Source organism: Paenibacillus polymyxa, assembly GCF_001719045.1.
Lineage (GTDB): Bacteria > Bacillota > Bacilli > Paenibacillales > Paenibacillaceae > Paenibacillus > Paenibacillus polymyxa_B.
The window spans coordinates 1,646,935-1,672,783 of record NZ_CP015423.1 but is presented as its reverse complement, the minus strand read 5'-3'; the positions used below and the strand labels follow the sequence as shown (position 1 = coordinate 1,672,783).

24 protein-coding genes are annotated in these 25,849 nt (G+C 49.1%); 18 read left to right on the top strand and 6 right to left on the bottom strand.

Going from position 1 to position 25,849, the window contains the following annotated elements; translation table 11 throughout:
- The first annotated feature begins 18 nt into the window (after positions 1 to 18).
- Both AOU00_RS07485 and AOU00_RS07480 read left to right on the top strand, forming a co-directional pair.
- Complete coding sequence (locus AOU00_RS07485; RefSeq protein ID WP_013311782.1) at positions 19 to 765, top strand: ABC transporter ATP-binding protein; 747 nt, start codon at positions 19 to 21, stop codon at positions 763 to 765.
- Between the two features lie 2 nt (positions 766 to 767).
- Positions 768 to 1,991: an ABC transporter permease gene (locus AOU00_RS07480; protein ID WP_061830125.1), complete on the top strand. Its 1,224-nt coding sequence runs from the start codon at positions 768 to 770 to the stop codon at positions 1,989 to 1,991.
- A 116-nt stretch (positions 1,992 to 2,107) separates the two neighbouring features.
- Here the strand turns inward: AOU00_RS07480 and AOU00_RS26770 are convergent, their stop codons facing one another.
- On the bottom strand, positions 2,108 to 2,224 hold the full coding sequence (locus AOU00_RS26770; protein ID WP_216637468.1) for a YjcZ family sporulation protein: 117 nt from the start codon (positions 2,222 to 2,224) through the stop codon (positions 2,108 to 2,110).
- A 206-nt stretch (positions 2,225 to 2,430) separates the two neighbouring features.
- Between AOU00_RS26770 and AOU00_RS07475 the strand changes: the two genes are divergently transcribed.
- Positions 2,431 to 3,708 carry a sensor histidine kinase gene (locus tag AOU00_RS07475; protein WP_061830091.1) on the top strand — a complete coding sequence of 426 codons (1,278 nt, stop codon included), beginning with the start codon at positions 2,431 to 2,433 and terminating at the stop codon, positions 3,706 to 3,708.
- 101 nt (positions 3,709 to 3,809) lie between these two features.
- Here AOU00_RS07475 and AOU00_RS07470 read toward each other — a convergent pair whose 3' ends face one another.
- A complete protein-coding gene (locus AOU00_RS07470; RefSeq protein ID WP_069290310.1) occupies positions 3,810 to 5,108 on the bottom strand; it encodes an aminotransferase class I/II-fold pyridoxal phosphate-dependent enzyme in 1,299 nt (432 codons plus the stop codon).
- Positions 5,109 to 5,287: 179 nt separating this feature from the next.
- Here AOU00_RS07470 and AOU00_RS07465 point away from each other — a divergent pair, with 179 nt between their 5' ends.
- Positions 5,288 to 6,073, top strand: a complete 786-nt coding sequence (locus tag AOU00_RS07465) for a helix-turn-helix domain-containing protein (RefSeq protein ID WP_061830088.1) — start codon at positions 5,288 to 5,290, stop codon at positions 6,071 to 6,073.
- A 169-nt stretch (positions 6,074 to 6,242) separates the two neighbouring features.
- On the opposite strand, the gene asd is transcribed toward AOU00_RS07465, so the two are convergent.
- Together asd and AOU00_RS07455 are read right to left on the bottom strand one after the other, a co-directional pair.
- Positions 6,243 to 7,040, bottom strand: a complete 798-nt coding sequence (asd, locus tag AOU00_RS07460; RefSeq protein WP_061830087.1) for an archaetidylserine decarboxylase — start codon at positions 7,038 to 7,040, stop codon at positions 6,243 to 6,245.
- A gap of 88 nt (positions 7,041 to 7,128) precedes the next feature.
- Positions 7,129 to 8,256 carry a YheC/YheD family endospore coat-associated protein gene (locus tag AOU00_RS07455; RefSeq protein WP_069290309.1) on the bottom strand — a complete coding sequence of 376 codons (1,128 nt, stop codon included), beginning with the start codon at positions 8,254 to 8,256 and terminating at the stop codon, positions 7,129 to 7,131.
- Between the two features lie 205 nt (positions 8,257 to 8,461).
- On the opposite strand from AOU00_RS07455, the gene AOU00_RS07450 reads away from it, so the two are divergent.
- Together AOU00_RS07450 and AOU00_RS07445 are read left to right on the top strand one after the other, a co-directional pair.
- Positions 8,462 to 9,625, top strand: a complete 1,164-nt coding sequence (locus AOU00_RS07450) for a glycosyltransferase family 4 protein (protein ID WP_069290308.1) — start codon at positions 8,462 to 8,464, stop codon at positions 9,623 to 9,625.
- A 113-nt stretch (positions 9,626 to 9,738) separates the two neighbouring features.
- Positions 9,739 to 10,518, top strand: coding sequence for a WIAG-tail domain (locus tag AOU00_RS07445; RefSeq protein ID WP_069290307.1), 780 nt, complete (start codon positions 9,739 to 9,741; stop codon positions 10,516 to 10,518).
- Positions 10,519 to 10,648: 130 nt separating this feature from the next.
- On the opposite strand, the gene AOU00_RS07440 is transcribed toward AOU00_RS07445, so the two are convergent.
- Both AOU00_RS07440 and AOU00_RS07435 read right to left on the bottom strand, forming a co-directional pair.
- Complete coding sequence (locus AOU00_RS07440) at positions 10,649 to 12,448, bottom strand: M4 family metallopeptidase (RefSeq protein ID WP_069290306.1); 1,800 nt, start codon at positions 12,446 to 12,448, stop codon at positions 10,649 to 10,651.
- Positions 12,449 to 12,912: 464 nt separating this feature from the next.
- Positions 12,913 to 14,691: a M4 family metallopeptidase gene (locus AOU00_RS07435; protein ID WP_069290305.1), complete on the bottom strand. Its 1,779-nt coding sequence runs from the start codon at positions 14,689 to 14,691 to the stop codon at positions 12,913 to 12,915.
- A 560-nt stretch (positions 14,692 to 15,251) separates the two neighbouring features.
- Here AOU00_RS07435 and AOU00_RS07430 point away from each other — a divergent pair.
- From AOU00_RS07430 to AOU00_RS07375, 12 genes are all read left to right on the top strand, one after another.
- A complete protein-coding gene (locus tag AOU00_RS07430; protein WP_069290304.1) occupies positions 15,252 to 16,190 on the top strand; it encodes a glycosyltransferase family 2 protein in 939 nt (312 codons plus the stop codon).
- On the top strand, positions 16,187 to 17,122 hold the full coding sequence (locus AOU00_RS07425; protein ID WP_061830080.1) for a glycosyltransferase family 2 protein: 936 nt from the start codon (positions 16,187 to 16,189) through the stop codon (positions 17,120 to 17,122). Before AOU00_RS07430 ends, AOU00_RS07425 begins: the two co-directional genes overlap by 4 nt.
- Positions 17,119 to 17,919 carry a glycosyltransferase family 2 protein gene (locus AOU00_RS07420; protein WP_061830079.1) on the top strand — a complete coding sequence of 267 codons (801 nt, stop codon included), beginning with the start codon at positions 17,119 to 17,121 and terminating at the stop codon, positions 17,917 to 17,919. The genes AOU00_RS07425 and AOU00_RS07420 overlap by 4 nt, the downstream gene beginning before the upstream one ends.
- Positions 17,916 to 18,647 (top strand): sugar phosphate nucleotidyltransferase, encoded by a 732-nt coding sequence (locus tag AOU00_RS07415; protein ID WP_061830078.1) that lies wholly within the window; start codon positions 17,916 to 17,918, stop codon positions 18,645 to 18,647. Before AOU00_RS07420 ends, AOU00_RS07415 begins: the two co-directional genes overlap by 4 nt.
- A gap of 72 nt (positions 18,648 to 18,719) precedes the next feature.
- On the top strand, positions 18,720 to 20,180 hold the full coding sequence (locus AOU00_RS07410) for a glycosyltransferase family 2 protein (RefSeq protein WP_061830077.1): 1,461 nt from the start codon (positions 18,720 to 18,722) through the stop codon (positions 20,178 to 20,180).
- Positions 20,181 to 20,299: 119 nt separating this feature from the next.
- Positions 20,300 to 20,587 carry a hypothetical protein gene (locus AOU00_RS07405; RefSeq protein WP_013311765.1) on the top strand — a complete coding sequence of 96 codons (288 nt, stop codon included), beginning with the start codon at positions 20,300 to 20,302 and terminating at the stop codon, positions 20,585 to 20,587.
- 29 nt (positions 20,588 to 20,616) lie between these two features.
- On the top strand, positions 20,617 to 20,949 hold the full coding sequence (locus AOU00_RS07400; protein ID WP_029518277.1) for an alpha-helical endospore appendage domain-containing protein: 333 nt from the start codon (positions 20,617 to 20,619) through the stop codon (positions 20,947 to 20,949).
- Positions 20,949 to 21,299 (top strand): hypothetical protein, encoded by a 351-nt coding sequence (locus tag AOU00_RS07395; RefSeq protein WP_013311763.1) that lies wholly within the window; start codon positions 20,949 to 20,951, stop codon positions 21,297 to 21,299. Before AOU00_RS07400 ends, AOU00_RS07395 begins: the two co-directional genes overlap by 1 nt.
- Positions 21,247 to 21,606 (top strand): FliH/SctL family protein, encoded by a 360-nt coding sequence (locus AOU00_RS07390; protein WP_061830076.1) that lies wholly within the window; start codon positions 21,247 to 21,249, stop codon positions 21,604 to 21,606. Before AOU00_RS07395 ends, AOU00_RS07390 begins: the two co-directional genes overlap by 53 nt.
- A gap of 180 nt (positions 21,607 to 21,786) precedes the next feature.
- The gene (locus AOU00_RS07385; RefSeq protein ID WP_061830075.1) at positions 21,787 to 22,878 is read left to right on the top strand and encodes a CgeB family protein; all 1,092 of its coding nucleotides are present in this window, start codon (positions 21,787 to 21,789) and stop codon (positions 22,876 to 22,878) included.
- A gap of 33 nt (positions 22,879 to 22,911) precedes the next feature.
- A complete protein-coding gene (locus AOU00_RS07380) occupies positions 22,912 to 24,045 on the top strand; it encodes a CgeB family protein (protein ID WP_069290303.1) in 1,134 nt (377 codons plus the stop codon).
- Positions 24,046 to 24,105: 60 nt separating this feature from the next.
- Positions 24,106 to 25,767, top strand: a complete 1,662-nt coding sequence (locus tag AOU00_RS07375) for a glycosyltransferase (protein WP_069290302.1) — start codon at positions 24,106 to 24,108, stop codon at positions 25,765 to 25,767.
- The last annotated feature ends 82 nt before the right edge of the window (positions 25,768 to 25,849 follow it).

The following is a 25,849-nucleotide window of genomic DNA, read 5'->3' as shown; positions in this document are numbered from 1 at the left end:
GGGAGAAGAGGGGGAGCCATGGAACAACAGCCTGTGTTGCAAATTAACGGACTGACCGGCGGATATAGCGCCAAGCGCCCGGTGCTGCATCAAATTTCGCTGGATGTGAAACCGGGTGAAATGGTAGGACTGATCGGTCTGAACGGTGCCGGGAAAAGTACGACCATGAAGCATATTTTGGGCCTGATGACACCGCAGGCCGGAGAAATCCGTGTGCAGGGGCATAAGCAGGATGAGAATCCCGAGGAATATCAGGGAGCCATTGCTTTTGTACCTGAATCTCCAGAGCTGTATCCTGAAATGACGGTGATGGAGCATATGGAATTCACGGCCAGAGCGTACGGAGTTAGCGAAGCAGATTTCCGCACGCGCAGTGATCAAATGCTAGACTTGTTCCGTATGCGGGATAAAAGTGGGAGTATGTCGATGCACCTGTCTAAAGGGATGCGCCAGAAAGTGATGATTATGTGCGCATTTTTAGCGGGACCGCCGTTGTATGTCATAGATGAACCTTTTTTGGGTTTGGACCCGCTGGGTATTCGTTCCCTGCTTGACTTTATGTTAGAGATGAAGCGTTCGGGTTCGTCCATTCTGCTCAGTTCTCATATTTTGTCCACGATTGAAAATTATTGTGATCGTTTCATTGTACTTCATCAGGGTGCCATCATTGCACAGGGTACGCTGGACGAAGTGACAGCACAGGCGGGTAAGCCGGGCATGCCGCTGGAAGATGCATTTTATGAGCTGGTACAAGGCAGGGAATGAGCATGGATTTGCAACGTTTGCATAAAGAAAGACGTGTAGCGTTCTGGGGACAGGTGCTGCCCTATCTGGGCTATGTCATTCAGAGCGGTCTGGCGGTGGTCTTCGGCTTTGCGCTGATTGCCTTTGCCGCATGGTACACGTCGCTACTGATGCATACTCCACCGGATTTGCCCATCCGCTGGATCATGCTTATTGTGGCTATTCCGATTGCTCATGCGAGCTTTCGTACGTATTTAAACGCAGCGGATATTGTTTTCCTCCGTCCACAGGAGCACGCGATGCACCATTATTTTAAGGCCAGCCGGATTCGGGGTGTGGTGTATAAAATATTCGGTTTGCTATTGCTGTCTATTATCGTGTGGCCGCTGTATATTCGCAGTGATGCGGCGCCTAAGCCGTTGCTACTGACCCTGCTACTGTTTGTGCTGTTAAAGCTGCTATTCAGCTACGGCGGCTGGCAAGAGCTTCGCATGGTATCGATTGGCGGGAGTGTAGGCTATCGTCTGCTTCGGTGGGTGTTGGCTGTGCTGATGGTAGCCGCATGGCTATGGCAGCCTCCACTACACAGCGTGCCATTTATCATATTGGTCGGTGTGGTGTACGTGCTTGTTCTGCGTTTTCCGGTCAAGCTGCTAGTGGCTTGGGAAAAGCTGATTCGTACAGAGGGTATGCAGGCTGCTCGGGTGATGCGCACTTTGGGCTGGTTTGTCGATGTGCCCGCCCTTACGCAGAGAGTGACGCCACGTCGTTGGCTGTCCTGGTTGGGAGGTAACATACCTTGGAACAGAAGGGGAGCGTATCGTTACCTGCTGTTTAAGACATTCCTGCGTACAGAGCCAGCAGGTATTGTCATTCGGCTTGGAATTCTGGGGTTGTTAATTATATATATCACCCATGCTAGCTGGATTGGGATTGCAGTATATTTATTTTTCATATTCCTCATTGGTGTACAGGTTACTTCACTAAAGCAGTATCACAAGGATTCGTTGTGGCTTCAGTTATATCCGATTCCTGCGCATAGTCGTCGTGCGTCTTTTCTCGACTTTGTTGTTCGGTTGACGTTGCCGGCTGCTGTGGTTCTGTGGCTTCCTTTTCTGGCAAAAGGAACGGAAGATCTACTGTCTACACTGCTCACGCTGCTTGGGGGAGTTGCAGTAGTGTTCTTGTTACGAGGCGCTCAAGCCAAAAAATGGCGTTTGGACGGTCAGGATGAGGAAGAAGTGTAATTTGTATCTATGTGAATAAAGTAAAGGCTAATTCGCAAGCAGCAAGAGCTGTCTGCGAATTAGCCTTTTTTGTACGCTCGCTGTTATCGTAGCCATGGGTGCAGATTTCCGCCTGCTTATATAAAGAGCGTTTTGCTGATGATAACTAATAAAATGAACAGTACCAGAATTGTTCCTGTGCTTGTGAATGCGCCGTAACCACCGTAACCGCCTCTTGTTTCTTCTGCTCCCATGCTCATTCTCCTCTCGGTCATTGTGATAAAGGATACATCGTATCTTATGAATTGGATTTTCAGATTGCGTGGGCCAATGCTCAGGTATGTTGCTGAATCGCCTTATATTTTTCATCAGATGTAGGGGGGGATAGAGGAAAAGACACGTATTATCGAGAATAGAAGAAGTACGTAGTCATTATCACTTGGAAAGTGGGAAAGACGAGATGCTGGTAGATAAGCTGCTCGTGAACATATTTCTTGTGTTTGTACCGTTATTGGTATATAGCGCTTTGTCAGATCATCGGCATAGGAAACATACCCCGTTGCTTATGGGAGGGGTGCTGGGTGTGTCTTCTGTGCTTTGCATTATGTTTTCGTACATTTGGTATGGATTATATTGGGACCTTCGATATGTTCCTCTGATCCTTTCTGTTTTATATTTTGGTCCAAAGGCAGGGCTTCTGAATATAACGCTGATGGTGATGGCTCGTATGTATATAGATCCAGAGTCTATGGTGGTGAGCTTTCCCAGCATGATGTTGTGTTATTTGGGGCCTCTCTTGGTGAGAAGAAAGTTTATGCAGCTCAATAGTATGTTGCTTCGGGTGGGTATGAATATGCTAATGAGTATATGGACCAATATTGCCATGCTTATATTTTTGTTAATACATTCCTGGGCCAATGGCAGGCTGGATAAGGATGAGGTCGAGCTGATCCGGGCAATACTCTGGTTCGGTGTGATTCAATTCCTAAGCATTGGAGCCTCCTCTTTCTGGATGGAGTTTAGTTTGGAACGGGAAGAAATGAGAAGAAAGATTAAATATGCTGAGCATCTGAATACCTTAGGTGAACTGGCTGCCTCTATGGCTCATGAAGTAAGGAATCCGTTGACCGTGGTTAAAGGGTTCCTGCAAATGGTTCAGTCAGGGCTAGAAGGGAAAAATCGCAGATATATTGCTTTGGCACTAGCAGAGGTCGATCGGGCTGAAAGAATTATTAGCGACTATCTGAACTTATCCAGACCGCAGATTGGGAACACAGAGCTGATGGATTTGTCTGGCATGGTTCAACAGATTGTTTTGCTTTTGAAACCGATGGCGACCAAGCAAGGCGTAAGACTGTATACTGAGCTAAGGAATGAAATATACGTACATATGGATCGTAATCAGCTGTTACAGGCGTTAATACATGTGACGAAAAATGCGATCGAAGCTGCGGATGATGGGGGCAGGGTATACATAAAGCTGGCGATTCAGGAAGAGAAGGCATGTCTGCATATTAGGGATACGGGAAAAGGCATGAGTCAGGAGCATCTGGAGCGAGTGGGTACTTTGTTTTTTTCAACCAAAGAGGTAGGAACGGGACTGGGAACGGTCGTCTCCTTTCGAATCATTGAAGCTATGAACGGAAGTATACACTATGAGAGTGAGCCGGGAGTCGGAACCGAGGTAGTCATCCTGCTGCCACTCGCACAGAAATCTTTGCTCGCTGCTGAAGGATAGTTTGTTGCGAAGTGTGACTTACAATGGTTCAGCTCATTAAAAAGCGGTATGCCGCAACATCCGGCATACCGCTAATGATGCTATATTTAATCTGTTACATATTAGGCGTTCAACAAATCTTGTGCGCCACGGTAAACAATGTCATACAGGTCTTCCAGATACTCTTCCTCGATACATGAGAATGCGATTCGGAGATCATATTCACCCAGCGCAATCGTCCCTACCCCATATTGTTCCAGCAAATGTGTGCGCAGTCGTTCAGCGGACAAGCCGTTCAGCTTGAGGCACATAAAATAACCCGAATTGAAAGGATAGTAGCTCCATACATCTCCGTATTTTCCACTATCGAGCAACGCTTTGACTTTATTAGCCCGACCCTTCATAATCTGGAACTTTTCTTTCTTCTGTTGTTCAAAGTCTGTTGACTTGAGGGCATCCAGGACGAAGGTTTGAGATGGGTGAGGACCGCTCGAAATCGTTGCCCGAATAATCCCTAATGTTTTTTGTTCCAGTGCGCTCAGTACATCCTGATGTTCCGAAGCAAAGGTAATAAATCCGACACGGAAGCCCCAAACAAATTCTTCCTTGGTAGCTCCGTCAATTTTGACGGGTAGAATTCTCGGATGAAGTCCAGCTAACTGACCGAATAGTGATTCGTGCAGGGAGTCCTCGAAGAACAGACCAAAATAAGCGTCATCCGTCACAACTACGACATTGATGCCTGCTTCCGCGGCTTCCTGGATGGCAGCAACAATCGCTTTACCCTCTTCGACTCCCGGTGTGTAGCCCGTCGGGTTATTCGGGAAGTTCAGCACAACGATCGCTTTGCCGTATTCTTTCTGTGCCAGTAGAGCGTCGCGTAATCCTTCACTATTAAAACGTTGATCCTCTGTGAACAACGGGAAATTCACCAAACGTCCATGACGGCGAATACCGAAAGTCAGCTCATAGTTTTCCCAGTTTTTGTCTGGGTAAATGACAGCATCCCCTTCATCCGTGAACAGGTCGGCAACGATGCTCAGACCGTGGGTCAGCGCGTTCGTAACTACGGGAAGGCTGTAACTTTTTCCAGCCAACGAAGGGTTTTCCTTCAGCATTTTGTCGCGCCATACACTACGTAGTTCAGGTTTGCCCGCAGGGGGAGCGTAAGGGTATAAATCCTTGGGATTGTAAGCGGACAGCTTTTCCTGAATGACCTCCAAATGCATAGGACCATTGCCTTCTGTAGCAATGCCAATCGTAGCGTTGTACTTTTTAGCAAGCTTCCCTGCTTCTGCGGATTGACTCAAAATCCCTTCTTTTGGGAAATAAATTTCTTTCCCTAAAAGAGAAAGCATTTGATATACATGCTCGTTGCCTGTCTGAATGTTTTGGTTTAACTGCGCTGCCAGTGGATTCATTCCCGTTTCATCCTTCCAAGTCATTTTGATTACATATTATAGCATTACACACGGTAAGCGTCACGCAAAAGCATCTGGAACATAAAAGCGCATTTTTTTGCTTAATGACGGCGCTGAGCTTATATTATAAATTAACGGGATAGAGGACAACCAAAGATTAACAAAAGGAGGTGCAGATTTTGCTGGATACATCTGCGTCATCGTTTATCCTGTTGTCGGCCTTCGCCAAAATTGTGTGCGAGCCGGGCTGGAAGTGGCAGGTACGCGAGAAGCCGATGCCAAACTATGATTTATTTTATGTATGGAGCGGAGAAGGCACAGTGGTCTTAAACGGGACGTCGTATCCGGTGAGCAAGGGGAGCTGCTTCCTGTTCAAGCCGGGGGATGATACCCGTGCCACACATAACCCGCAAAAGCCGCTCATACTTACCTATATTCATTTTGATCTTATCGAACAACCAAAGCTAATTCCTGCAAGCTACCGTATGCTGGAGGAAACGTTCGAGGTAGAGCATATGCTTGCCAGATACGTTAGACTACGCCTAGAGCGTGCTTACGGAGCTGACGAGGAAGGCAAGCTGATCCTGAAACAACTGATGATTCATCTGCTGCGTGCGGACCGTAAGGAGCCTCAGGAGCAACAAGCCAGTAACCAGCTCACCGAGGTCATTCGAGAAACGGCCAACTACGTGCGTCAGCATCCGGGACTTCCTCATCGCGTCGAGGATTTGGCTGCACGAGCGGGGCTGTCACCGCGTTATTTTTCAATTAAATTCAAGGAGCTGCTGGGTGTTTCCGCGCAATCTCATATTATCAGCATGCGGATTGAGCGTGCACAGCATCTATTACTACATGCCGGAATGAATGTGACCGAGGTGGCAGAGGCTTTGGGGTACCGTGACATCTTTTTTTTCAGCCGCCAATTCAAGCAGTACACGGGGAAAAGTCCGTCTGAGATCCGGTAATGCTATGGACGGTGGACGAGCTGTTTCGGATTTAGGCGTGAAGAATATAATGGATAATCCAAAAAAGGACCCGGGCAGTTACGCCGGGTCCTTTTTTATATGAGCAATTTAACATCATCCGATCCCAATGCTCATATGTGTAGCTATAATCCTGTTATGATAAATTCACTTATGCTTTGGGATCATGTCGAAAGCAACCCAGACGTTGCCCCATTTTTACCGCATCCCCCAGCTTCAATGCGGGGTCTGGCTCAAACGTGCCGTTTTCAGTTAGCAAAACGACAGTTGATCCAAATTCGAAATAGGCGAGATCGTCCCCTTTTGTCCATGAGACGGCCTTATCATCCGTATATTTGATGCTACTCACATTCATTGCGCCAACCTTGACGACCGCCACCTCACCATATTCGTGGGCAATGTACGTAATCTGTCGTTCATTGCGGCTAAGAACTGCTCGCATATGTTGCAAGCCGAAGTCATTCACTGGGTATACCTTGCCGCGCAGATGCTCTTTTTCTACCAGCGTACCGGATACTGGTGCATGAATGCGATGATAATCCGTCGGGCTGAGATAGAGCACAAAAGCATAGCCGTGTGTGTATTTTTCAAGACGCGGAGAGCGGTTAAGAAGCTCTTCCAGGGTATAGTCCTGCCCTTTGACATTTAAAAGAGTACCGGACGTAATTGGGCCAGTGAAAGTAATCCGTGCATCTACCGGACTGGTCATCACCTCGGCGTTCGTATCAATCGGGCGCATGCCCGCTTTTAATTTGCGTGTAAAATAGGCGTTTAGAGAACGGTATTCCTTCCATTCCTGTTCCGCCTCATGCGTCTGGATCTGGTACGTACGTATAAAGGTGGGGATAAAAAGTCGGCTTGCACCGCTTTGCGCGAAGGAGCCTACAATCCGGCACACCCACTTGCGCGATGATAGCTCCGTCATGAGCCGCAGCCACTGTTTTGCCATTACAGATCCCCCTTGTTCATTTCCGAGCCGTCTTGGCCGGAACCTGTCCGGCCGCTCTGAACTATATTGACACAGAATGTGACGTAAATCAATACAGTGGACGGCTTGGTGAACGTTCGGTGTCTGACGAAGGCATCCGTTCGAGAAGCCAACGAGCGTAAGCCATCGGCTGAGAGTATGTTTCTTTCCAGACATTGTGCATGCCCGCCTGGCTGAAGCCATAGCGCTGGTCACGACCGTTGCATTCAATAAAAACAATCTTGCCTTCATGGGTAATTCCCAGATCCAGACCGACGTCGGCGAGACGGGGAAGGGTTTGTGCCAGTCGGTGCACGATTTGTAATGAGAGTCGCTCCAGTTCATTCATCAGCCGGACTGCGTTCGAAGTCTGAACTGTCTCTGTTTGTGATAACACTTCTAGTAAGGAACGGGCCGTACCGCCCTGTGCCACATTGGAGACGAAGGTGTGGGAAGGAGCAATTTTAGCATACATGCCTGTCACACCCCAGATACCGCCATATCCGCGCTGAACCGACACACGGACATCAAAGGGACGATTGTTGTACAAAGCAAGCGGTATGGTTTCCTGTACGATATGAGGCACCTGCAGCAGTCGCTTGTGCAGAAATAATGGGAGTTCTCCGACATTCAAACGTAGGGTGGACCAACGCTCAGGTATAGCCGGATGAGCGCATTGCAAAGTCCAGCCTCCGCGGGAATGCCGCAGACGCATAATTCCTCTACCCACGCTACCGCTACTGGGTTTAATTACAACATCTCCGGTTTCTTCCAACAAGGTATGGATGGAGGAAAGGTTGCCTTGCAATGTTTTGGGGAGATGGATTCGTAGCAAAGGGTCTTCCTGCAGAATTGCATGTATATGGTCTTTGTGGAAACGGTTTTGTTCATTAAAAATATAGAACCCCTTTTGTACAAGCTTGCTGATATCTCTAGCATTTTCATTTTGCCGATAGAGAGTCCGATTGTGGATGACCGGCGGCAACGGAAGAATCATCTGCCGATACTCGTTGCCGTGTTTAACATAAGCCCGGCATGTTCCGGTCGCTATATGAATATCCTCCAGACGAAGAAAGCAGGGGATGAGCTCGTAGCTTAACCCGGCGTCCTCGTAATTGGCGATAGATTCATATCGCGTCCTCATGGCGGGGATGCCCCGGTAGGTTGCCGGGTTGAGCATGACGCCGACATGCAACATGAGTATGTCCGCCCTCCTTGTAGTCACTCCAACTGATCATACTGTGATTCTAGTCCATCATATGTATCAAAGATCGGCCAGGCATGGACGCTTGCCTTGCGGTAAGCCCAAAGTTAGAAGCGAGGCACATTTCAGCGAGGCAGACGATATGATACAGGATGAGTGTTGAAGAGTGTTGGAATAAGCTCAGAAAGTAGGTGAGGTGATGCAGAGGCCGAAGGTAGCAGTCGTTACACCGGGCTCCTTTGTTATACCTTCGCCCCGCAGCAGTTCTGTGGAGCGGGTAATTGCCCGCATGGTACCGCTGGCTAGTCATGAGCTTCAAGCGCAGATCTATGGCATAAAGGGAGCTGAGGCACCGGATCATGGCGATGTCGACGGAATTCCCTGCATGCGTTATACGCGGGGAACAGGTTATATTTCTGAGGTGATTGCCGATTTAAAGAGATGGTTACCTGCGGTAGTAGATGTACACAACCGTCCGGCAGTTGCGTATGCAATTCGCGAGGCTTTGCCCGATAGCCGAGTTGTGCTGACTTTGCATTCGACCACGTTCATCCGGGAGCCTTACCTCAAACGGAAGGATATGGGCAGGCTGCTGTTGTCGATGGATCGCATTATCGTGAACAGTGCATATTTGGGGGCAATCGTAGCTTCTGACTGTCCCGAGGGCGTCAGAGAGCGCATCGTCATAAACAAGCTGGGTATCCATCCTGGCGATTTCCTGCCACGGTGGACTCCAGCAGCAGAAGCAGCCAGATCGGCGCGATTGGACGATTTCGGCTGGTCAGGCCGCCAAATCATGTTATTCGCGGGCAGACTGATGCCAGGGAAGGGCGTTCACCGGCTGCTGAAGGCCCTACGGCATGTGGTCCGCGCCTGCCCAGACGTACTGCTGCTCATTGCAGGTAGTGCCTATTACGGGCATGACCGTCTCACGCCATACACGGCGTCGTTGCATCGGCAGATGCGTAAACTAAGGTTGGGGAAGCATGTGCAATTCCTGGACTATGTTCCGCATCCAGCATTGGCCTCGCTATATCAGCTAGCCGATGTGACCGTTGTTCCTTCAGTGAAGGATGAGGCCTTCGGGCTGGTCAATCTGGAAGCCATGGCGGCAGGAGTGCCTGTGGTCGCTTCACGAATCGGCGGTATTCCAGAGGTTGTACAACACGGCGAGACAGGCTGGCTTGTGTATCCGTCTCACGGTGAGCAGGAAATGGCCGATGCCATCATCAGGCTGCTCCAGCAACCAAGCTTGCGACGACGGATGGGAGAAGCCGGGCTTGGCGAGGTACGGAGACGATTTTTATGGCAACACTCAGCACAACGCTGGGCACAAATCATAACGGACTGCGTAGCGGAGTGACGTAGGTGCTGTTACACGCATAGGCTATCTTATAGGCATTAGCCATGATTCCCAGCCGGGTGAATGAAGCGGAGCGACCGCTGGTTCACTCCTGTGCCAAAGGAGCGGTCACCATGAACCATCGTACGAACCATAGCCCTAAGGATAAAAGAACAGCACGGCGTAACCTTTCCCATGCGGTTCCCTCCCCCCGTGTTAACAAGGAGAAAGCGGCTTCGACTTCCGGCAGTCATAAATCGAACCAGCGTGGAACGGCAACGGTCCCTGCCCCCGTAGAGAAGGACACATCGGTTCAAGCTATAGAGGAAGCGGCATGGAAGAAGCATAAGCTCCCCAAAACGCTAGAGGAAGCGATGCAGATGAATCGAGCATCTGTACTGCTGTTGTCTGTGCCTGAGTCAGATACGGAATACAGGATGGATAACGACATATCGTCTATTACGACGGAAGATCAGTCAGAGCAAGATTCGTTACTGGATTGTTCCATAACCAGTATTCACATTGCTGAAGGAAGACCGCGCCCAAAGCAACGCGTGGTTTTGTCTGAGCAAGATATCGATCTCGCTTTCGATACGGAGAAAGAATTAAGCCTGAATGCCATTCACGACGGATCAGCGACCAGTGACGAGGCTTCTGACGATCATATAGCTTCACCTCAATATGGGAGCATTTCTTTTCACCTCCCCGCACAAGCGGATAGGGGTGAAGTGAGCGTTGTATTTGAGAAGCCTTTTATAGATACACAGTATGTAATCACTGCCAATGCGAGTATACCGGGAGTGATGGTATCCGTCACACAACGTCAGAGGTATTCAGCAGTACTTACTGTGGAACGCATACACTCAGGTCCGCTATGTGAAGGGTTGGTCCTTTGGATTGCGATGGGGCAATAATAAGAAGCCGGAAATATAATTACCAATAATCAACTTTATACTAGAAAAAAGGCGTCCCATAGAGGGACGCCGTATACATAAGAGACAAGGGGGGAGACTTGTAATACCGGGGAAATTTATATTATTTTACTTATCTCACACCTACAGCGTCAAAAGACTTCATAGCAGAGGTTACGGCTATTGAATTTTCACCATAACTATCTTTGGCCGCTTGGATCACAGCGGCACGCGCGGTGGAGAAGTTAGACGTGGAAGTCAGATAATTGGTGAAGGCATTATAATAAATATATACGGCTGCATCACGTCCAATTCCATCTACCTTGACACCATGGAAAGTGCCTCCTTGTGCCAGTAGATAGTAGGCTTTATTAATAATACCGCTATTAATGTGGGCTCCACCATAATCCTCGTTGTTAGGATCAGGATAGAGATTGCTGTAGTGATCGACTTGACCGTATTTGACAGGATCGGAAAGGGAGCGAATGGCGTCGCCCTTAATATTAGGGGTATAAGCGACTTTGCCGAAATCCCAATTGGTACGCTCAATGTCGTTGCCTATAATATCTGAGATGGCTTCACTTAATGCACCAGATTCAGCGAAATACACAAGCCCTGATGAATGCTCGGTCACACCGTGTGTCAGCTCATGAGCAACAATTTCAAGGTCGCTGCTAAAAGGGGCAAATAACGTGCCGTCTCCGTCTCCATAAAGCATATGAGTGCCGCCCCAGTGGGCATTATTGTAGTTCTTTGCGCCGTAATGGACTGCCGAAGCGATGGCCATGCCATGCCCGTCAATGCTGTCGCGTCCAAATCTATCCTTGTAATAATCATAAGTGCGGATAGCGTAAGCGTGGGCATCCACTGCAGCCGGATCTTCCCATACGTTATCGGAATCTGTATACAGGGTGCCGGGGAGCGTCTCGGTGTTATGGACGTTATAAGTTAGGATTCCTTTACCACGAGTCATATCTTTTAGTTGATACTTCTTACCCGAAGCTGTTGTGTCAAATGTTTTGGTATCACCGAATACACCGCGCCCTGTGCCGATCACTTCGTTAAGAATGTCATACTTGAATACGATTTTTCCGTCATTAGCGTCAATAAAGTAACGTGTGCGCAGCAGAGCGGGCTGTAAAGTATTAACTTCGGTTACATAGACGAGACGTGTTGAGTCTCCATCGGGATAGATGTACAATTCTGCTTTAGGGTCTACACTTGGTTCCAGATTGGCAATCTTGGGGATAGAGGATGCAGGCTCTACCACTTCCAATTTACTGTTCTCCAGTTCAACTGCTTTATCCAAATATAAGGAGTCCTTATCGACAGAGATTGATAATTCATTGTTAGATGCCTTTTCGTAAGTGTCTTTACTTACACTACTTGTATCCTCGTAAGGTTCAGGAACGATTTGGACGGAGGAAGAGAGAGAGTGAACCCGTATAGCTGCATCTTCATATGCGGTATATACAGCCTCAGTAGCACTGATTTTTGGAGTTGTATTTTCTTTGGCATCGGCTTGTTGATCTTCCGAAATGACCGCTCCCACATAAGAGGTGATTTGGCCAGACTTGTTCACATGGATGGTCTGTTCGGCTCCAAATACGGGAATTCCGTTTACATATTGTTTTAACCGATAATGCTTTGTACCAAATTTGTCACTGGTGCGATCCACGATACGAAATTGCTCGTGCACAAGGGAACCGATGTGGGTATCGTCCAGACTCAATAATGTTTTTTGTTGTCGATTTAAAAAGCTCCAGACCAAATTGTCGCCGGTTACCGTTGAAGGAGACTTCCAGTTCACCGTTTGGAATGTTGGTGTAAACTGAGTCGGATCGGGAACAGAATTTTCAGCTGCGGAGGCCCCAGGCGCTATAGATCCTAATAACATAGCTCCTCCTAGAAGTGAAACCCATACTTTTTTCAATTCATACTCACTCTCCCTAGTTAATGTTGAGGTAAAAAACACCCTGTTTGAAGAAGTCTTGCGCCATATATGTAAGTCTTGTTGCTCTTTTGAAACGTGAAGAAGCTGGATAAAAATGACCTTATGTAAAATATTAAGGTTTATTTTTTTGCAATTTCATCGTCTCGGCTCTGATATTAGCACAGAGGTTGTCGAACGAGAAGATTAATTTTACAAAATACCCCAAAATGAATCTTTAGTCCCTGATTTACTGTTTATTTGTCTTATTTGGTCGAAAATGATCGAGAGGGACTCAATGAACAAGAAAAGGGCGCCCCTTTGAGGGGACGCCATAATAAGGGGGGAAGGGGCGCAGACTTGTACACTGCACCCCTATTTTTTCGTCCATTATGAGCAGGCCTAAGTGACAGTTGCACAACGGCAAAGGTCTATGGACGGGATATGAGGATTATAGCGTATATGATTTAGTTTACGCCTACAGCGTCAAAAGATTTGGCAGCTGCAGTTGCTTGTGCCGAGTTTGCACCGTACAGATCATTTGCTGCTTGAATCACAGCAGCGCGTGCGTTGGAGAAATCGGAAGAAGAAGTCAGGTAGTTCGTAAAGGCACTGTAGTAAATTTGGACCGCTGCATCGCGGCCAATTCCATTTACTGCTACACCATGGAAAGTACCACCTTGTGCCAACAGATAGTAGGCTTTATTGATAATGCCGCTGTTCGTATGAACGCCACCGTTATCGGAGCTGCCTGTATACAAGTCGGAATAGTGATCTGGTTGATCATATAGCGTAGGATTGGACATAGAGCGCAGAGCATCGCCTGCAATGTTTGGCGTATAAATATCATCGCCTACAAGCCAGTTTTTACGCTGAATGTCATTGCCGATGACGTCCGAGAAAGCCTCATTCAATGCACCGGACTCTCCGTAATATTCCAAATTCGAAGTATACTCTGTGACACCGTGAGTAAGTTCATGACCTACCACATCGGGGTCCCCACTGAATGCGATAAATGTGCTACCGTCCCCATCTCCATAAGTCATTTGGGAGCCATTCCAGAAGGCGTTGTTGTAGCGGCTACCGTAATGGACTGTCGAACGGAGTTGCAGCCCGCGTCCATCAATGCTGTTGCGTCCGAATTTGGATTTATAGTAATCATATGTTTTGGCAGCATACGCATGGGCGTCCACGCCGGCTGGATCATTCCATACATTATCGGCATCGGTCAGAAGGGTACCTGGGATGCTTTGACGGTTGGAGGCCGTGTAGGTCACAATACCATTACCGCGTGTTGTATCTTTTAACTGGTAGCTACTACCGGAAGCCGTCGTGGTGAATGATTTGCTATCACCAAGCACACCTTTACCTGTGCCTGTCGCTTCATTAATGATGTCATACTGGAATACGATGCTGCCATCATTGGCATCAATAATGTAGCGAGTACGCAGTGGAGCAGGTTCTAAAACATTGACTTCTGTTACATAAACTAGCTGCAGGTCATCCCCTTTAGGATAGAAGTACAGATCAGCTTTAGGATCTACTTCTGGCTGCAGATTAGCGATTTTGGCAATGGAACTTTTTTCTGTCTCCACCGCCTCAATTTTGCTATCTTTCAGGGCAGATGCTTTATCAAGACTCAGCTCGTCCTTATCAGTAGATAGCGTTTTTCCGTTGTTAGCTGCTTCGGCGTAAGTGTCTTTGCTTACACTGCTTTGTTCCTCAACATCTTTAGAAATCGTATCGTCGGAGGTAGGGAGGGCTTCAATCCGTGCAGCTGCTTCTTTATATGCAGTGTAGACTGCTTCAGAAGCGCTGATTTTTGGAGTTGTACCTTGCGTAGCTTCAGCTTGCTGATCCTCAGTAACCACCGCTCCTAAGTAAGAGGTGACCTCACCAGATTTGCCCACATGAATAGTCTGTTCAGCTCCATATACGGGAATCCCGTTTACATACTGTTTCAGCCGATAATGGCTCACACCGGACTTGTCGCTTGTGCGATCAACGATTCGGAATTGTTCACGTACACTAGAGTTGTCCGCACCCAGCAACGATTTCTTTTGCCGATTCAAATAGCTCCATACAATGTCGTCCCCGGATACCGAGGAAGGGGCTTTCCATTGCTCGGCGTGAAAGGTCGGTGTAAGCTGAGTTGGCCCCGAAACGGAACTCTCCGCTGATGCACCAGACGCGACAGACCCTAATAACATAGCTCCTCCAAGAAGCGAAACCCATACTTTTTTCATTAAAAATTCACTCTCCTCGATTATTGTCAGGATGAATCATCCTGTCTTGAATAAGGCATTGCGCCATTTATGTAGGTCGTGTTGTCGTCTGGAATAGAAGAAAATGGAACATGAAGAGAAATACCGAAGTGTTATTCATGAAGCGTACGTGAAAAGAGGGTACTGCAGTATGAAGCATGTAGCTTAAAAAGGTGACAAACTCCTCCTTTCCTGTCGTATAAAAAGAAAATAGAAAAATGGTGGATAATGGAAAAATATTGACTTATGCAAAAAAAACAAATGTTGATTTTTTGAACTCCCATCATCTGGCTCTGATATTAGCACAGAGAATGACGAACGAGAAGATCTATGTCACAAATTTATCCAAAATGATTCTTTAGACCCTAATAACTCATTTATTTAATAGGATTAATAAGTTATGTAAAATAAAGTCGAAAATTGCTGTGTCGAAAAGACTCCACGATTGCCGTTACACACGGCTTTTGGACCGCATAGGTTATGTTGAACTGTCCTAATCATGCTGTCCATCTATACAGCAGGAAGGGAGGTGAGACGGGAGCATGAAGAAGCAGGGAAGAGCTGGATACAAGATCAAACGGAGGCGGCATTCCGGCGCTTACTATCATTCTAAGATGTGGCTGCCGTTACGAATGCCGAACATGCATAAGAATCCGGTAGCCCCTACCATGAGGGAGGTACTCGACACGGAGAGAGGGGCACAGATCGGCGAAGAGCGACCATCTGAACCGTCATCAGTGGGAAAGTTTTTCGTATCTGTCATTATTCCGGCCATGAATGAGCAAAAAACAATCGGAGCTGTGATTCGCGAAGCGCGCCGTGTCCATCCACATACAGAGGTTATCGTCGTTGAGAACGGATCACACGATAGAACGGCGAAGGTGGCAGCAGCGGCGGGAGCTCGTGTGCTTTCCTTTCCGGAACCGCTCGGACATGATGTTGGCCGTCGTATTGGAGCGGAGGCGGCATCCGGACAGATCCTGCTTTTCCTGGATGGGGATATCGTCATTCCCTGCGTTAGACTCCGGCCGTTTATACACGCCATATGTGCAGGGGCGGATGTGGTGCTGAATGATTACCATGGACCTGTGAATCGTACGCCCGTACACCCTGTAGTGGAGGCAAAGCATGTATTGAATATCTTGTCGAATCGTGCTGATTTAGGGGGAGCATCTATGACTGGCATTCCACACGCCATAAGTCAAAAGGCTCTAAAGAAAATAGGTCTAAAGCCCTTGGAGAAGCCTCCTTTATTTCAAGCTATGTCCATCGCCTCCGAGTTACGAGTGGTGACTGTATATGGAATAGCTGTCGGAAAAATAAATGCGACACGTAAAAAACAGAACGGCAAGGACCCGCTGGCAGATGTAATTGTTCAGGATCATCTGGATGCCATTGCCTGGCTTACATCGCGTCTGGGAACGCGTGCGGGATATACGGATTTGGAGCGCAAACGGATCAGAGACGAGGTGAAACTGTGAATAGACAGTATCGCAGAGGGAAGCGTGAAGAACCGAGTTGGGGCATGAGACGTGTTCAGCGAAAACGAGGAACGACGACTTCAATGCATAGCCGTAGGATGAGAAAGCCCACACCTCGGGCGAAAGGAATGACCGAAGTGACTCCGCCTGTGGAACGCGAAGTTCCGGGAGATATTGTGTTACAGGGAACGGCAGCGGCCGTGGTCAGCGCCTGTAATGAAGAGTCAACGATTGACCGGGTACTGGGCGAGCTGGAAAAACTTCCGCTTACGGATATCATTGTCGTATTGAACGGCTGCACGGACGGCACGCGCTCCACCGTAGCCAAACATCATCCCAGTGTGACTCTTGTCAACGTGCCGGATCGACTGGGGCATGATGTTGGCCGGGCGGTAGGTGCGCGTATGACGCAGGCTGATATTGTGCTGTTCGTGGACGGAGATTTGCCGATTCCAGCATCTGATTTGCTGCCTTTTCTCCACGCGGTGGATCAGGGAACGGATGTTGCGCTTAATGATCTGGGCAGACATTTGCCGCCCTATGCCCAGCAGGACAGCGTGACACGGTGCAAAGCATTCCTGAATCGCGTACTGCGCAGGCCGGATTTGGGAGCAAGCTCATTGACCGCCGTACCGCATGCATTATCTCGGCGTTTACTGGATCAGCTTGGCTCAGCCGTGCTTGCCGTACCGCCAAAAGCCCACGCCCTGGCAATTCTGCATGGCATGATCGTGGCGGCAGTACATGCTGTCGATGTCATTAAAACAAACCGTAAGCGGACCTTCAATGTTGGCAAAGGGAACGCTATGGAACAGCTGATCGTCGGTGATCATGCAGAGGCACTGACGACGGTGTTTCAGGTAGCCGGGTATTCCCCGCTCGGGCCTGTTCCAACACGGGTAGACGTTGCCAAAGGGAGGAATGCACAATGAGTCTGACGAGCATTATTATTCCGACTTATAACGGCCTACATCTGTTAAAGCCGTGTATTGAGGCAATTCGGACACATACGATAGATGTACCGTATGAAATCATTGTTGTGGACAACGCTTCGAATGACGGAACGGATGATTTTTGTGCATCCGAGCGGCTGATCAGCATACGTCTTCCTGAAAACAGGGGCTTTCCAGCAGCATGTAATATGGGGCTCCGGCTGGCCTCGGGTGATCAGTTCGTTATTTTAAACAATGATGTGACGGTTACGCGGGGATGGCTATCGATTATGTTGGCTGCATTGCAGAGCGAAAGCATGGTGGGATTGGTGGGACCGGTGACGAATTACGTCAGCGGTATTCAGCAGATACACGGATTGGAAGGAGATTTGGCCAGTTGTCTGAGATATGCTGAGCAGAATAATGCAAGTAATCCCGCCAGATGGCAAGAGGTCAAGCGGTTGGTCGGGTTTTGTTTGCTGTTCCGGCGCGATCTGATGGAACGGATCGGATTGCTGGATGAACGGTTCAGCCCCGGACATTATGAGGATGACGATTATTGTCTGCGCGCACGCGTGCATGGCTACAAGCTGCTCATGTGCAACGACTGTTTTGTCTATCACGAGGGGAATGCGAGCTTCTCACGCTCGGAGACTTCCTGGATTGAAGAGCTGATCGAGCGGAACTATCGTTTGTTTATAGAGAAATGGAGCATAGATCCCAGAATGTTCATCGAAACTGGGAACACTGGGGTTGCATGCACTGAACATGCTGTCGAAGGAGGAAGGAAGATATGAAAGGGGTTATTCTCGCAGGAGGAACCGGATCGCGCCTTCATCCGTTGACTACATTACTCAACAAGCATCTGCTTCCGGTCGGCAAGTATCCCATGATCGTATATGGTATCGAGAGGCTACGACAGGCTGGAATCACCGATATGCTTATTATTATTGGTAAACAATCGGCCGGGCTGTATACCGATTTTTTGGGCAGTGGCAGTGATTATGGTGTCCAACTGACATACCGGATTCAAGAAAAGGCGGGCGGCATTGCGGAAGCACTCGAACTGGCAAGAAGCTATATGCAATCAGAAGAGAAATTCACTGTTTTGTTAGGTGATAATTTGTTCAAGGAAGACTTGGGACCTGTGATCGAACGGTTCAAGCTACAGTCCCCAGGGAGCGCCAGAGTGTTGTTGAAAAAGGTGGCAGATGCTCGTCGTTACGGGGTACCCGTATTTGATCCTGAGCGCCCGGAGAGCATTACGCGGATTGAAGAAAAGCCGCAGCATCCCCAATCCAAATATTGCGTTACGGGTATCTATATGTACGATACTGCCGTGTTCGATAAGATCCGGCAAATTACACCTTCGGCACGCGGTGAGCTTGAGATCACGGATGTTAACAACTGTTATGCCGCTGAAGGCAAGCTGGAATATGATATTTTACGGCGCTATTGGAGCGACGCAGGAACCTTCGATTCCCTTCAGGAAGCTGGAGTGAAAATGAAAGGACTTCTACCCTGATCTCAACGAAACACCATCCGGCCGGGCCAGGCATATAGTATAGGCATAATGCCACCCGGAGGAGTGAACGGCATGAAACGCCTGAGTATGCAAAGGAAACACAGCAAGCGGCTCGGAAAGAAAGGCTATTGGTCAGGATATAAAAGGGGCCAGGAGCAGGGCAACAGGTTGGGCCAGGCTTCGTTCGGCAAGGTTTTTGAAGGTGTCAGTATTATCATTCCGTCCTACAATCAGCTTCAACAACTCCGTGCATGCATTCACCGTATTGAGGAGAATACGAGCCATCCTCACGAAATTATTGTGGTGGACTGCGGATCGACGGACGGGACATCCACCTATTTGCTCCGTAAAAGCATCGCTGTGCGTTATGCGCTGTTAAAAAAAGATGTTCAAATGATAGGCAGTCTGAATCAGGGGCTGATGATGGCAAAAGGTACAACTATTGTGGTACTGGATCAAAACTCTATGGTGACCCCCGGCTGGTTGGATCGGTTATTAGGGTGTTTATACAGCGATCCGCGTATTGGTGTTGTCGGGCCTGTAACGAATGGTCCATTCAAAGAACAGCAGATTGAGGTTCCTTATATGAACGAAAATGGAGCCCGTCAATTTGCCATGAGCTTCAATATTCCCAATCCGGATGCATGGCGAAAGGCCGAAAGCTTAGCCGGATTTTGTTTATTGCTGCGCAGAGAGACATTGGAAAAAACGGGCTACTGGGACGAAGGCTGCCACAGTACTGAGGAAGCCCATGTAGATTGGCTATTGCGTGTGCGTTTGTTGGGGATACGTATGGCAATTGCCGGAGATGCTTTTATCCATTATGAAGAAAGAGATCGGGATACGGTGTATGGTTTTCCTCAAACGACCGAAAAAAGCGGTTCAATGGAGGAAAGCAGCCGGAACCGATCCTTTTTTGTACAAAAGTGGGGAGACGCGGATAAGCTGTTCCGCAATCTGGAATTCAGTACAGCGGAGACGGACGGCCAGATATCAACAGGTAAGGGAACACACGTATCAGCGGCAAGCTTTTATCCCATCGGAGCGGTTGTTCAGGGACCGTCCGGTGCAGTATTTCGGTTAGAGCCGGGAAGAAGGCGGTATCTGCATGGAGTCAGCGCTGCGAGAGGTGAAAATGTGCGCCCTGTTAGAGTGTCTCAGCTGGATTTGTTGGTGCTTCCCTTGGTAGGGAAGCCGGAGGCCACAGTTTCCAGCAGCATTAATGCACCTGTAGCTGAGCTGCCAGAGGAACCCATTCCTGTACTGGCGGCTCCCGATCTGGAGAACATGTCCATGCTGCCCACACTGAATATACCGGCTCAACGCAAGCGATGGATCGAGGTATTGTATGCTGAGGGCGGGCAACTGTATCAAATCGGTAACGGCTGGAAAAGGCCGTTCCATACCCTGTACGCTGCGATGAGCTGGCGGGCAGAGGACTACCGAATTCAGTTTTTGTCTCCCGGAGATTTGTCGGCTTTGGTGGAGAAGCAGCCTATTATTGCTCCACCAGTGCTGCACGGGCATCTGTAATGATCTGAATAGGCGCTTTTAGGCGGAACCGACTACTCGCTGCGGCATACGCTGTAGTAGCGGAAAGCCCGTAGGTAATTCGTGCGTTCCGCACGGCGGAGCACATAAAGGAGGGGCTTATGCATAACGAGTTAGATGATTTGCTGATCCACATTTCGCACTCGCAGCAACAGATGTCAAGGTTGTTGGATGCGGAACGGCAGGTGGTTGTGCGCATGGCGCAGATCATACATGAACTGCCAGATGAGGAGCCGCGTTTTGACGGAATTCCGGGCATTCTCGACAGCTCGGGACAAGTAAACAAAAGCATTGTGGCCTACTTGAACGGTATTGCCGATCTTCAGGAAGCAATGGCTGAAATGCTCGTTCGTGTCGTGAAAGAGACGGCATACCCGGAAGAGGAGTAACGTACCAACCGAGGGCAGGGAGTGAACACATGAGTAGGGAACAAGCAATGATTCACATGCTGGACGCAGCCTCCAAAATGCAGCGGAATGTGTCTATGATCCTGGAGGCCAAGGCGGTCGAAGCAGAAAAAGTGCGTAATTGGGCGTTGAACCATCTGGCCCCCCACGCATTTGACACCGATGAAGAGCAGTTGGGACGGCCTTTGGAAATTCACGAGCAGATGGTGGAAATGTTGGAGGGATTAACGCGGCTTCAGACTGGACTTTGCAGCAATCTCAAAGCATTGCTGGATCAGGATGAGCAGCAGGGTGGCGGCATGGAAGGGATGATGGGAGGAATGGGCTCGGGGGATATGAACTAATGAGCATGAGGCGTGAACGTGAGATCAAGCTGGATATGATGGAGTCTATTGCTGCCAGCCAGCACGCCGTTGCTCGGATGCTGACCAGTCTTGCGGACTTGACGCCCCATGCGGATATGTCGGCTACCCGTCTGGAAGAAACCATCCGTATACTCAGCAACTACCAGGGAGAAATCACGCAAATGTTGGCGGGTATTCCATTAAGACGACAGGTATATGGAAAACCGACTAAGCCGTGGCTCCATGTGCCTGTTCAGAAAAATGAAACCACCACGAGAAAGCAAAGGAGGAATGAAAATGAGTACAAGGTGGGAACGCGCCACTCGGGACAAAGCCCGCAAAAGACGTAAAGATGCCCGGCGTTCCAGCATTCGCAGATTAAAACGAAGAAGAAGACGTCTCCTTGCTCTAAGACGCCGTAAAAGGGGACTTTATTCTGCACGTAGAAGACATCCTCATTTGCGGCGGCGGAAAAAACCTCAAGCTAACCCGGTGGCAGCCCCTTCTGCGGAGAATCCACAGCCCGGGACTGTTGCATTGGAGCATGATCCGCAGGCATTTCAGCAGGGATATGATGCAGCTTACAACGAGGGTTTCAATTCAGGTTTTGCCAAAGGTTATGAAGATGGACACCAGCTCGCTTACAAAGCTCAGTAAACTGGGCAAATCATCTATTACTGTTCACCCCCGAAGCTAACAGCTTTGGGGTTATTTGCGGTTCGGCAGTTGGACGGGCAAACGCCAATTTTGTCCGGGCAGTGGCAGTCGTCCATGATGCGTTTGACCCCTCCGCATATAGTTTAGGAGTGACAGAAGTTTATCCTACAACAGGACAGGGTGAAGGATGTGAACGATCAACAAAGCGGAAATGAACGCGAAGCGTACCGATGCGGCTATCGGGAAGGACGCAGAATGGGCGGTTGCACGGCTGCTCTGTCACAGGTCGTGGCAATACAGCCTGCTGTTCGTCATTTGAAAGTGTTGTATATTCCGCAAGGTTTCGCAGCTATAGACACAGGTGTGCAAGAGGCATTAGGCCAAATATGCAGCTCTTGCGTCATCGGTACGCCTGCTACGATGCTAGCTGACGCCGAGGCTCAACGTCCAGACCTCGTGCTGGTCATGAACGGGCTGCATGTTTTTCCGGCGGATCATCTGGAGCAGGTGCAACAAATACGAGCCCTAGGCATTCGGACGGCCATATGGTTTGTAGATGATCCTTACTTTACGGAGGATACGGCGTTGATCTGTCAATCCTACGATGTCGTATTTACGCACGAAATTTCTTGCCTGCCGTTTTATCGCGATCAGGGAGTAACGAGGGTTCACTATTTGCCGCTGGCTGCGTCAGCTCGTATCTTTTATCCCCGAAGAGTAGAGCGGGAGCATCAGCATGATATTTGCTTCATTGGAAATGCCTTCTGGAACCGTGTGAAGCTGTTCGACCACCTTGCTCCCTTCTTGGCGGACAAAAGAGTGCTGATCGTAGGTGGGCACTGGGATCGGCTGACCCGGCGGGATGTGCTGGAACGCTTTATCCGTCCGGGTTTTATGGAGCCGGAAGAGACCGCTCAATATTATAACGGCTCCAAAATTGTCATCAATATGCACCGCCCGACAGACCCCGGACTGGATAATCGGAATACACACCAGCTTTCAGCGGAGTCCATCAATCCTCGGACATACGAAATTTCTGCTTGCGGCACGCTTCAAATGACGGATGTTCGGAAGGATTTGAGCCGTTATTACCGACCAGGCTATGACATTGAAACCTTCTCTGGAGCAGAGGAACTGAAAGTGAAGCTGGACTACTATCTCAAGCATGACTGGGAACGCGAACGCATGGCCTGGCGCGCATTGTACACGACTATGCAAAAGCATATGTACTCCAATCGCATGGAAGAACTGCTGGACAAGGCGATGGCCTAAAGTAAACACCATAAACAGTGAGGAGTGAAAGTGATGACGATATCTACGACAGGACCGTATGACCCGGCTGTTCACCAGACGGCGGCAGCCTCCTGGGAAAGGGGGAGAATTGCGGGAGTGCATGACGGATATGACGAAGGATATCTGCGCGGACGTGCTAACGCAATTGTTGCACGGATGAAAGCAGTTTTCTCTTTTCGACAAATCCATGTACTGTATGTCGTCTCAGGCAAAGGCCTTCCGTATTCTCCGCTGGATGAGGCGGTCATTACCACGTTGCAAAGCATGACGGCTCAGGTTACCGTAACAGACCCACGTCAGCCGGTAGGAGATATTGCCGCTCAGCTCCGTCCGAATCTGATGCTGGCACTGGATGGAATGGATCTTCCGTTGGAGCAGGTTACTGCGGTACGCCAGTTGGGCATCCCCACCGCCATCTGGCTAACGGATGATCCATATTACACCGACACGACGACTAAAATTGTTACGAATTATGATTATGTGTTCACGTTAGAGATGAACTGCATGGAGCTGTACCGTCAGTTGGGTTGCACGTCTGTGCACTATTTGCCCTTTGGAGCATTTCTGACTCACTATTTCCCACTCAGCTCGCCCGCTTCGGTACGACGTGAGATTGGGTTTACAGGCTCAGCCTACTGGAACCGCATCTATTTCTTCAATCCGATTATGCCGCAGCTCATGGCTCGTAACATTAAAATCAACGGAATCTGGTGGGATCGTCTCCCGGATTATCAGTCGTACGGTGACAAAATTGAGCTGGGTCGCTGGATGTCTCCGGCCGAAACCAATGATTCGTATAACGGCAGCAAAATCGTAATTAATCTTCATCGTTCCCATCAGGATGATTCGGTGAACAACAACTCATTGAAAATTCCGGGGGCTTCGCCCAATCCGCGCACGTTTGAAATTTCTGCCAGTGGCACGTTGCAACTGACAGATACAAGAGATGATCTGGCTCGTTTTTATAAGCCGGGGGAAGAGATAGAGACCTACAGCTCTCAGCAGGAATTGCTGGAGAAGGTTGAGTTTTATTTGACGCATGAAAAAGAGCGCCATGAAATTGCCCTACGTGCTCTGGAACGAACCCTGCGGGAGCACACGTATGGTCACCGGATTGACCAACTGTTGTCGGTCATATTTCCATAAGGTGATTCACACGTCCGATGGTTGCTATTTTAAAGGAGGTGAACTCCGATCAAGCCGAAAATGATGCTATTCAGCCATGTTAGCAATGTCCGCAGTATTACGGGGGCAGAGAAGCTGCTATTGCAATTTTGTCTAGACATGCGTACGTACTTCGATTGTATTCTCGTAACGCCTGGTGAAGGGCGGCTGACCTCAATGGCCCGCAAGCGCGGAATCACCGTTCTGACACAGAACCTGTTCATGCTGCATGGCATGTATACCCCATATGAGGGATTGGCGCAGGATGCGGAGAATTTGCGGACCCATGTGGCGTATGCACCATTGTTCCAGATGCTTCGGCATGCTCGACCTGATGTGGTGCTGGTCAATACCTGTGTGAACGTCATGCCTGCAATGGCTGCCCAAGAGCTTAATATTCCGGTGATCTGGAAAATAACCGAGGTCATTAACCAGAATGCGTATACGCCAGTTTCTGTTTCTATCATTGAGCGCTATAGCCAATGGGTCATCGGCATTTCGCAAGCTGTAATGCGTCCTTTGCATGGTGGGGGACTGACACGTCCGCATACGGTGTTGTCTCCCTGCCGGGATATGGATATGCCATCTCCCAAAGAGCATGTGCTGGAACGGAAAAGGAAACGTGAAAAACTGGGGCTGCGGGATTTCCATATTTGCATTGGTTATATTTCTTCCTTTATTTACGAAGCCAAAGGGCTGTTGCCTTTTGTCCAAATGGCTCTAAAGCTGTGCGAAACCAATTCACGGTGTCGTTTCTGGATCATCGGCAGCTCGGTGGACTCGGAATATTACGTAAAATGTGTCTCTTTAATCCGCCAATCTCGTTATAGCCGCCGCTTCCAGTTCAATTCATTCGAGGAATCCGTATCAACGGCCTATAGCGCAATGGATATTGTTGTAATCCCAAGTATGGTGGAGGAAGGCTTTGGCCTGACCGCCCTGGAAGGGCTGGTTTACGGTAAGCCCGTGGTAGCCTTTGCGCAGGGTGGACTTGTGGAGTTGATGGAGGCGACCGGAAATACAGATTTTTTGGTAGAGCCGGGGAACAGCGACATGCTGGCGCAAAAAGTGGGCTATCTGCTCGATCATCCCGAAGAAGTGGAACGGATTGGTGTGCGTAACAACAGTGCGGCTACACGTGTATACGGACCTGATTCCTACCGAGGTAGTTTACACCTCATGGTCAGTCAATGGGTATGTCATCATCCGCATTGGTTCCCGTTGATTCAGCAGCCGGGTGGACCTGTATGGACGAGGGAAGGAGAAGGGTTGCGTCAGGTCACCGCTATACCGGAGGGATATACCAGCACGATTCGAGAATTTCCCGAATCGGTGGTGTGTCAACTGCCTGTGCTGGGCCTGCCGCCAATCGAATATGCAGCTATTCAAGGCTTGCCACAACCAGTATCCCCTTTACCTGACTCACCACCCGAATTGCCCCGCGGCAAGCGTAGTATTCGGGCGAGATGGCCAAAGGGCCGCAAGCGTACCCGACTGCGGAATCGCAGGTATAAGAGAAGCGGCGGCAAGAGTCGCCTCAAGAAAATTCACGGGTCCCCGTTGTCGAAGGGACTTTATCCGAAAACCAAGTCCAGACAGAAACTCAAGCGGAAATTCAAGCACCGGTCACGGCGACACAATACGCACAAGCAGAAGCGAGTCACGCTCAAGGCTGGACAGCATACAAAACAACGGTCCGGGTGAACCTACGCCGGACCGTTGAGATGACGTTAAGCTGGAGCACAGCCAGTCTGCTGGATGGCTATCCTTCATTGAACGCCACAAT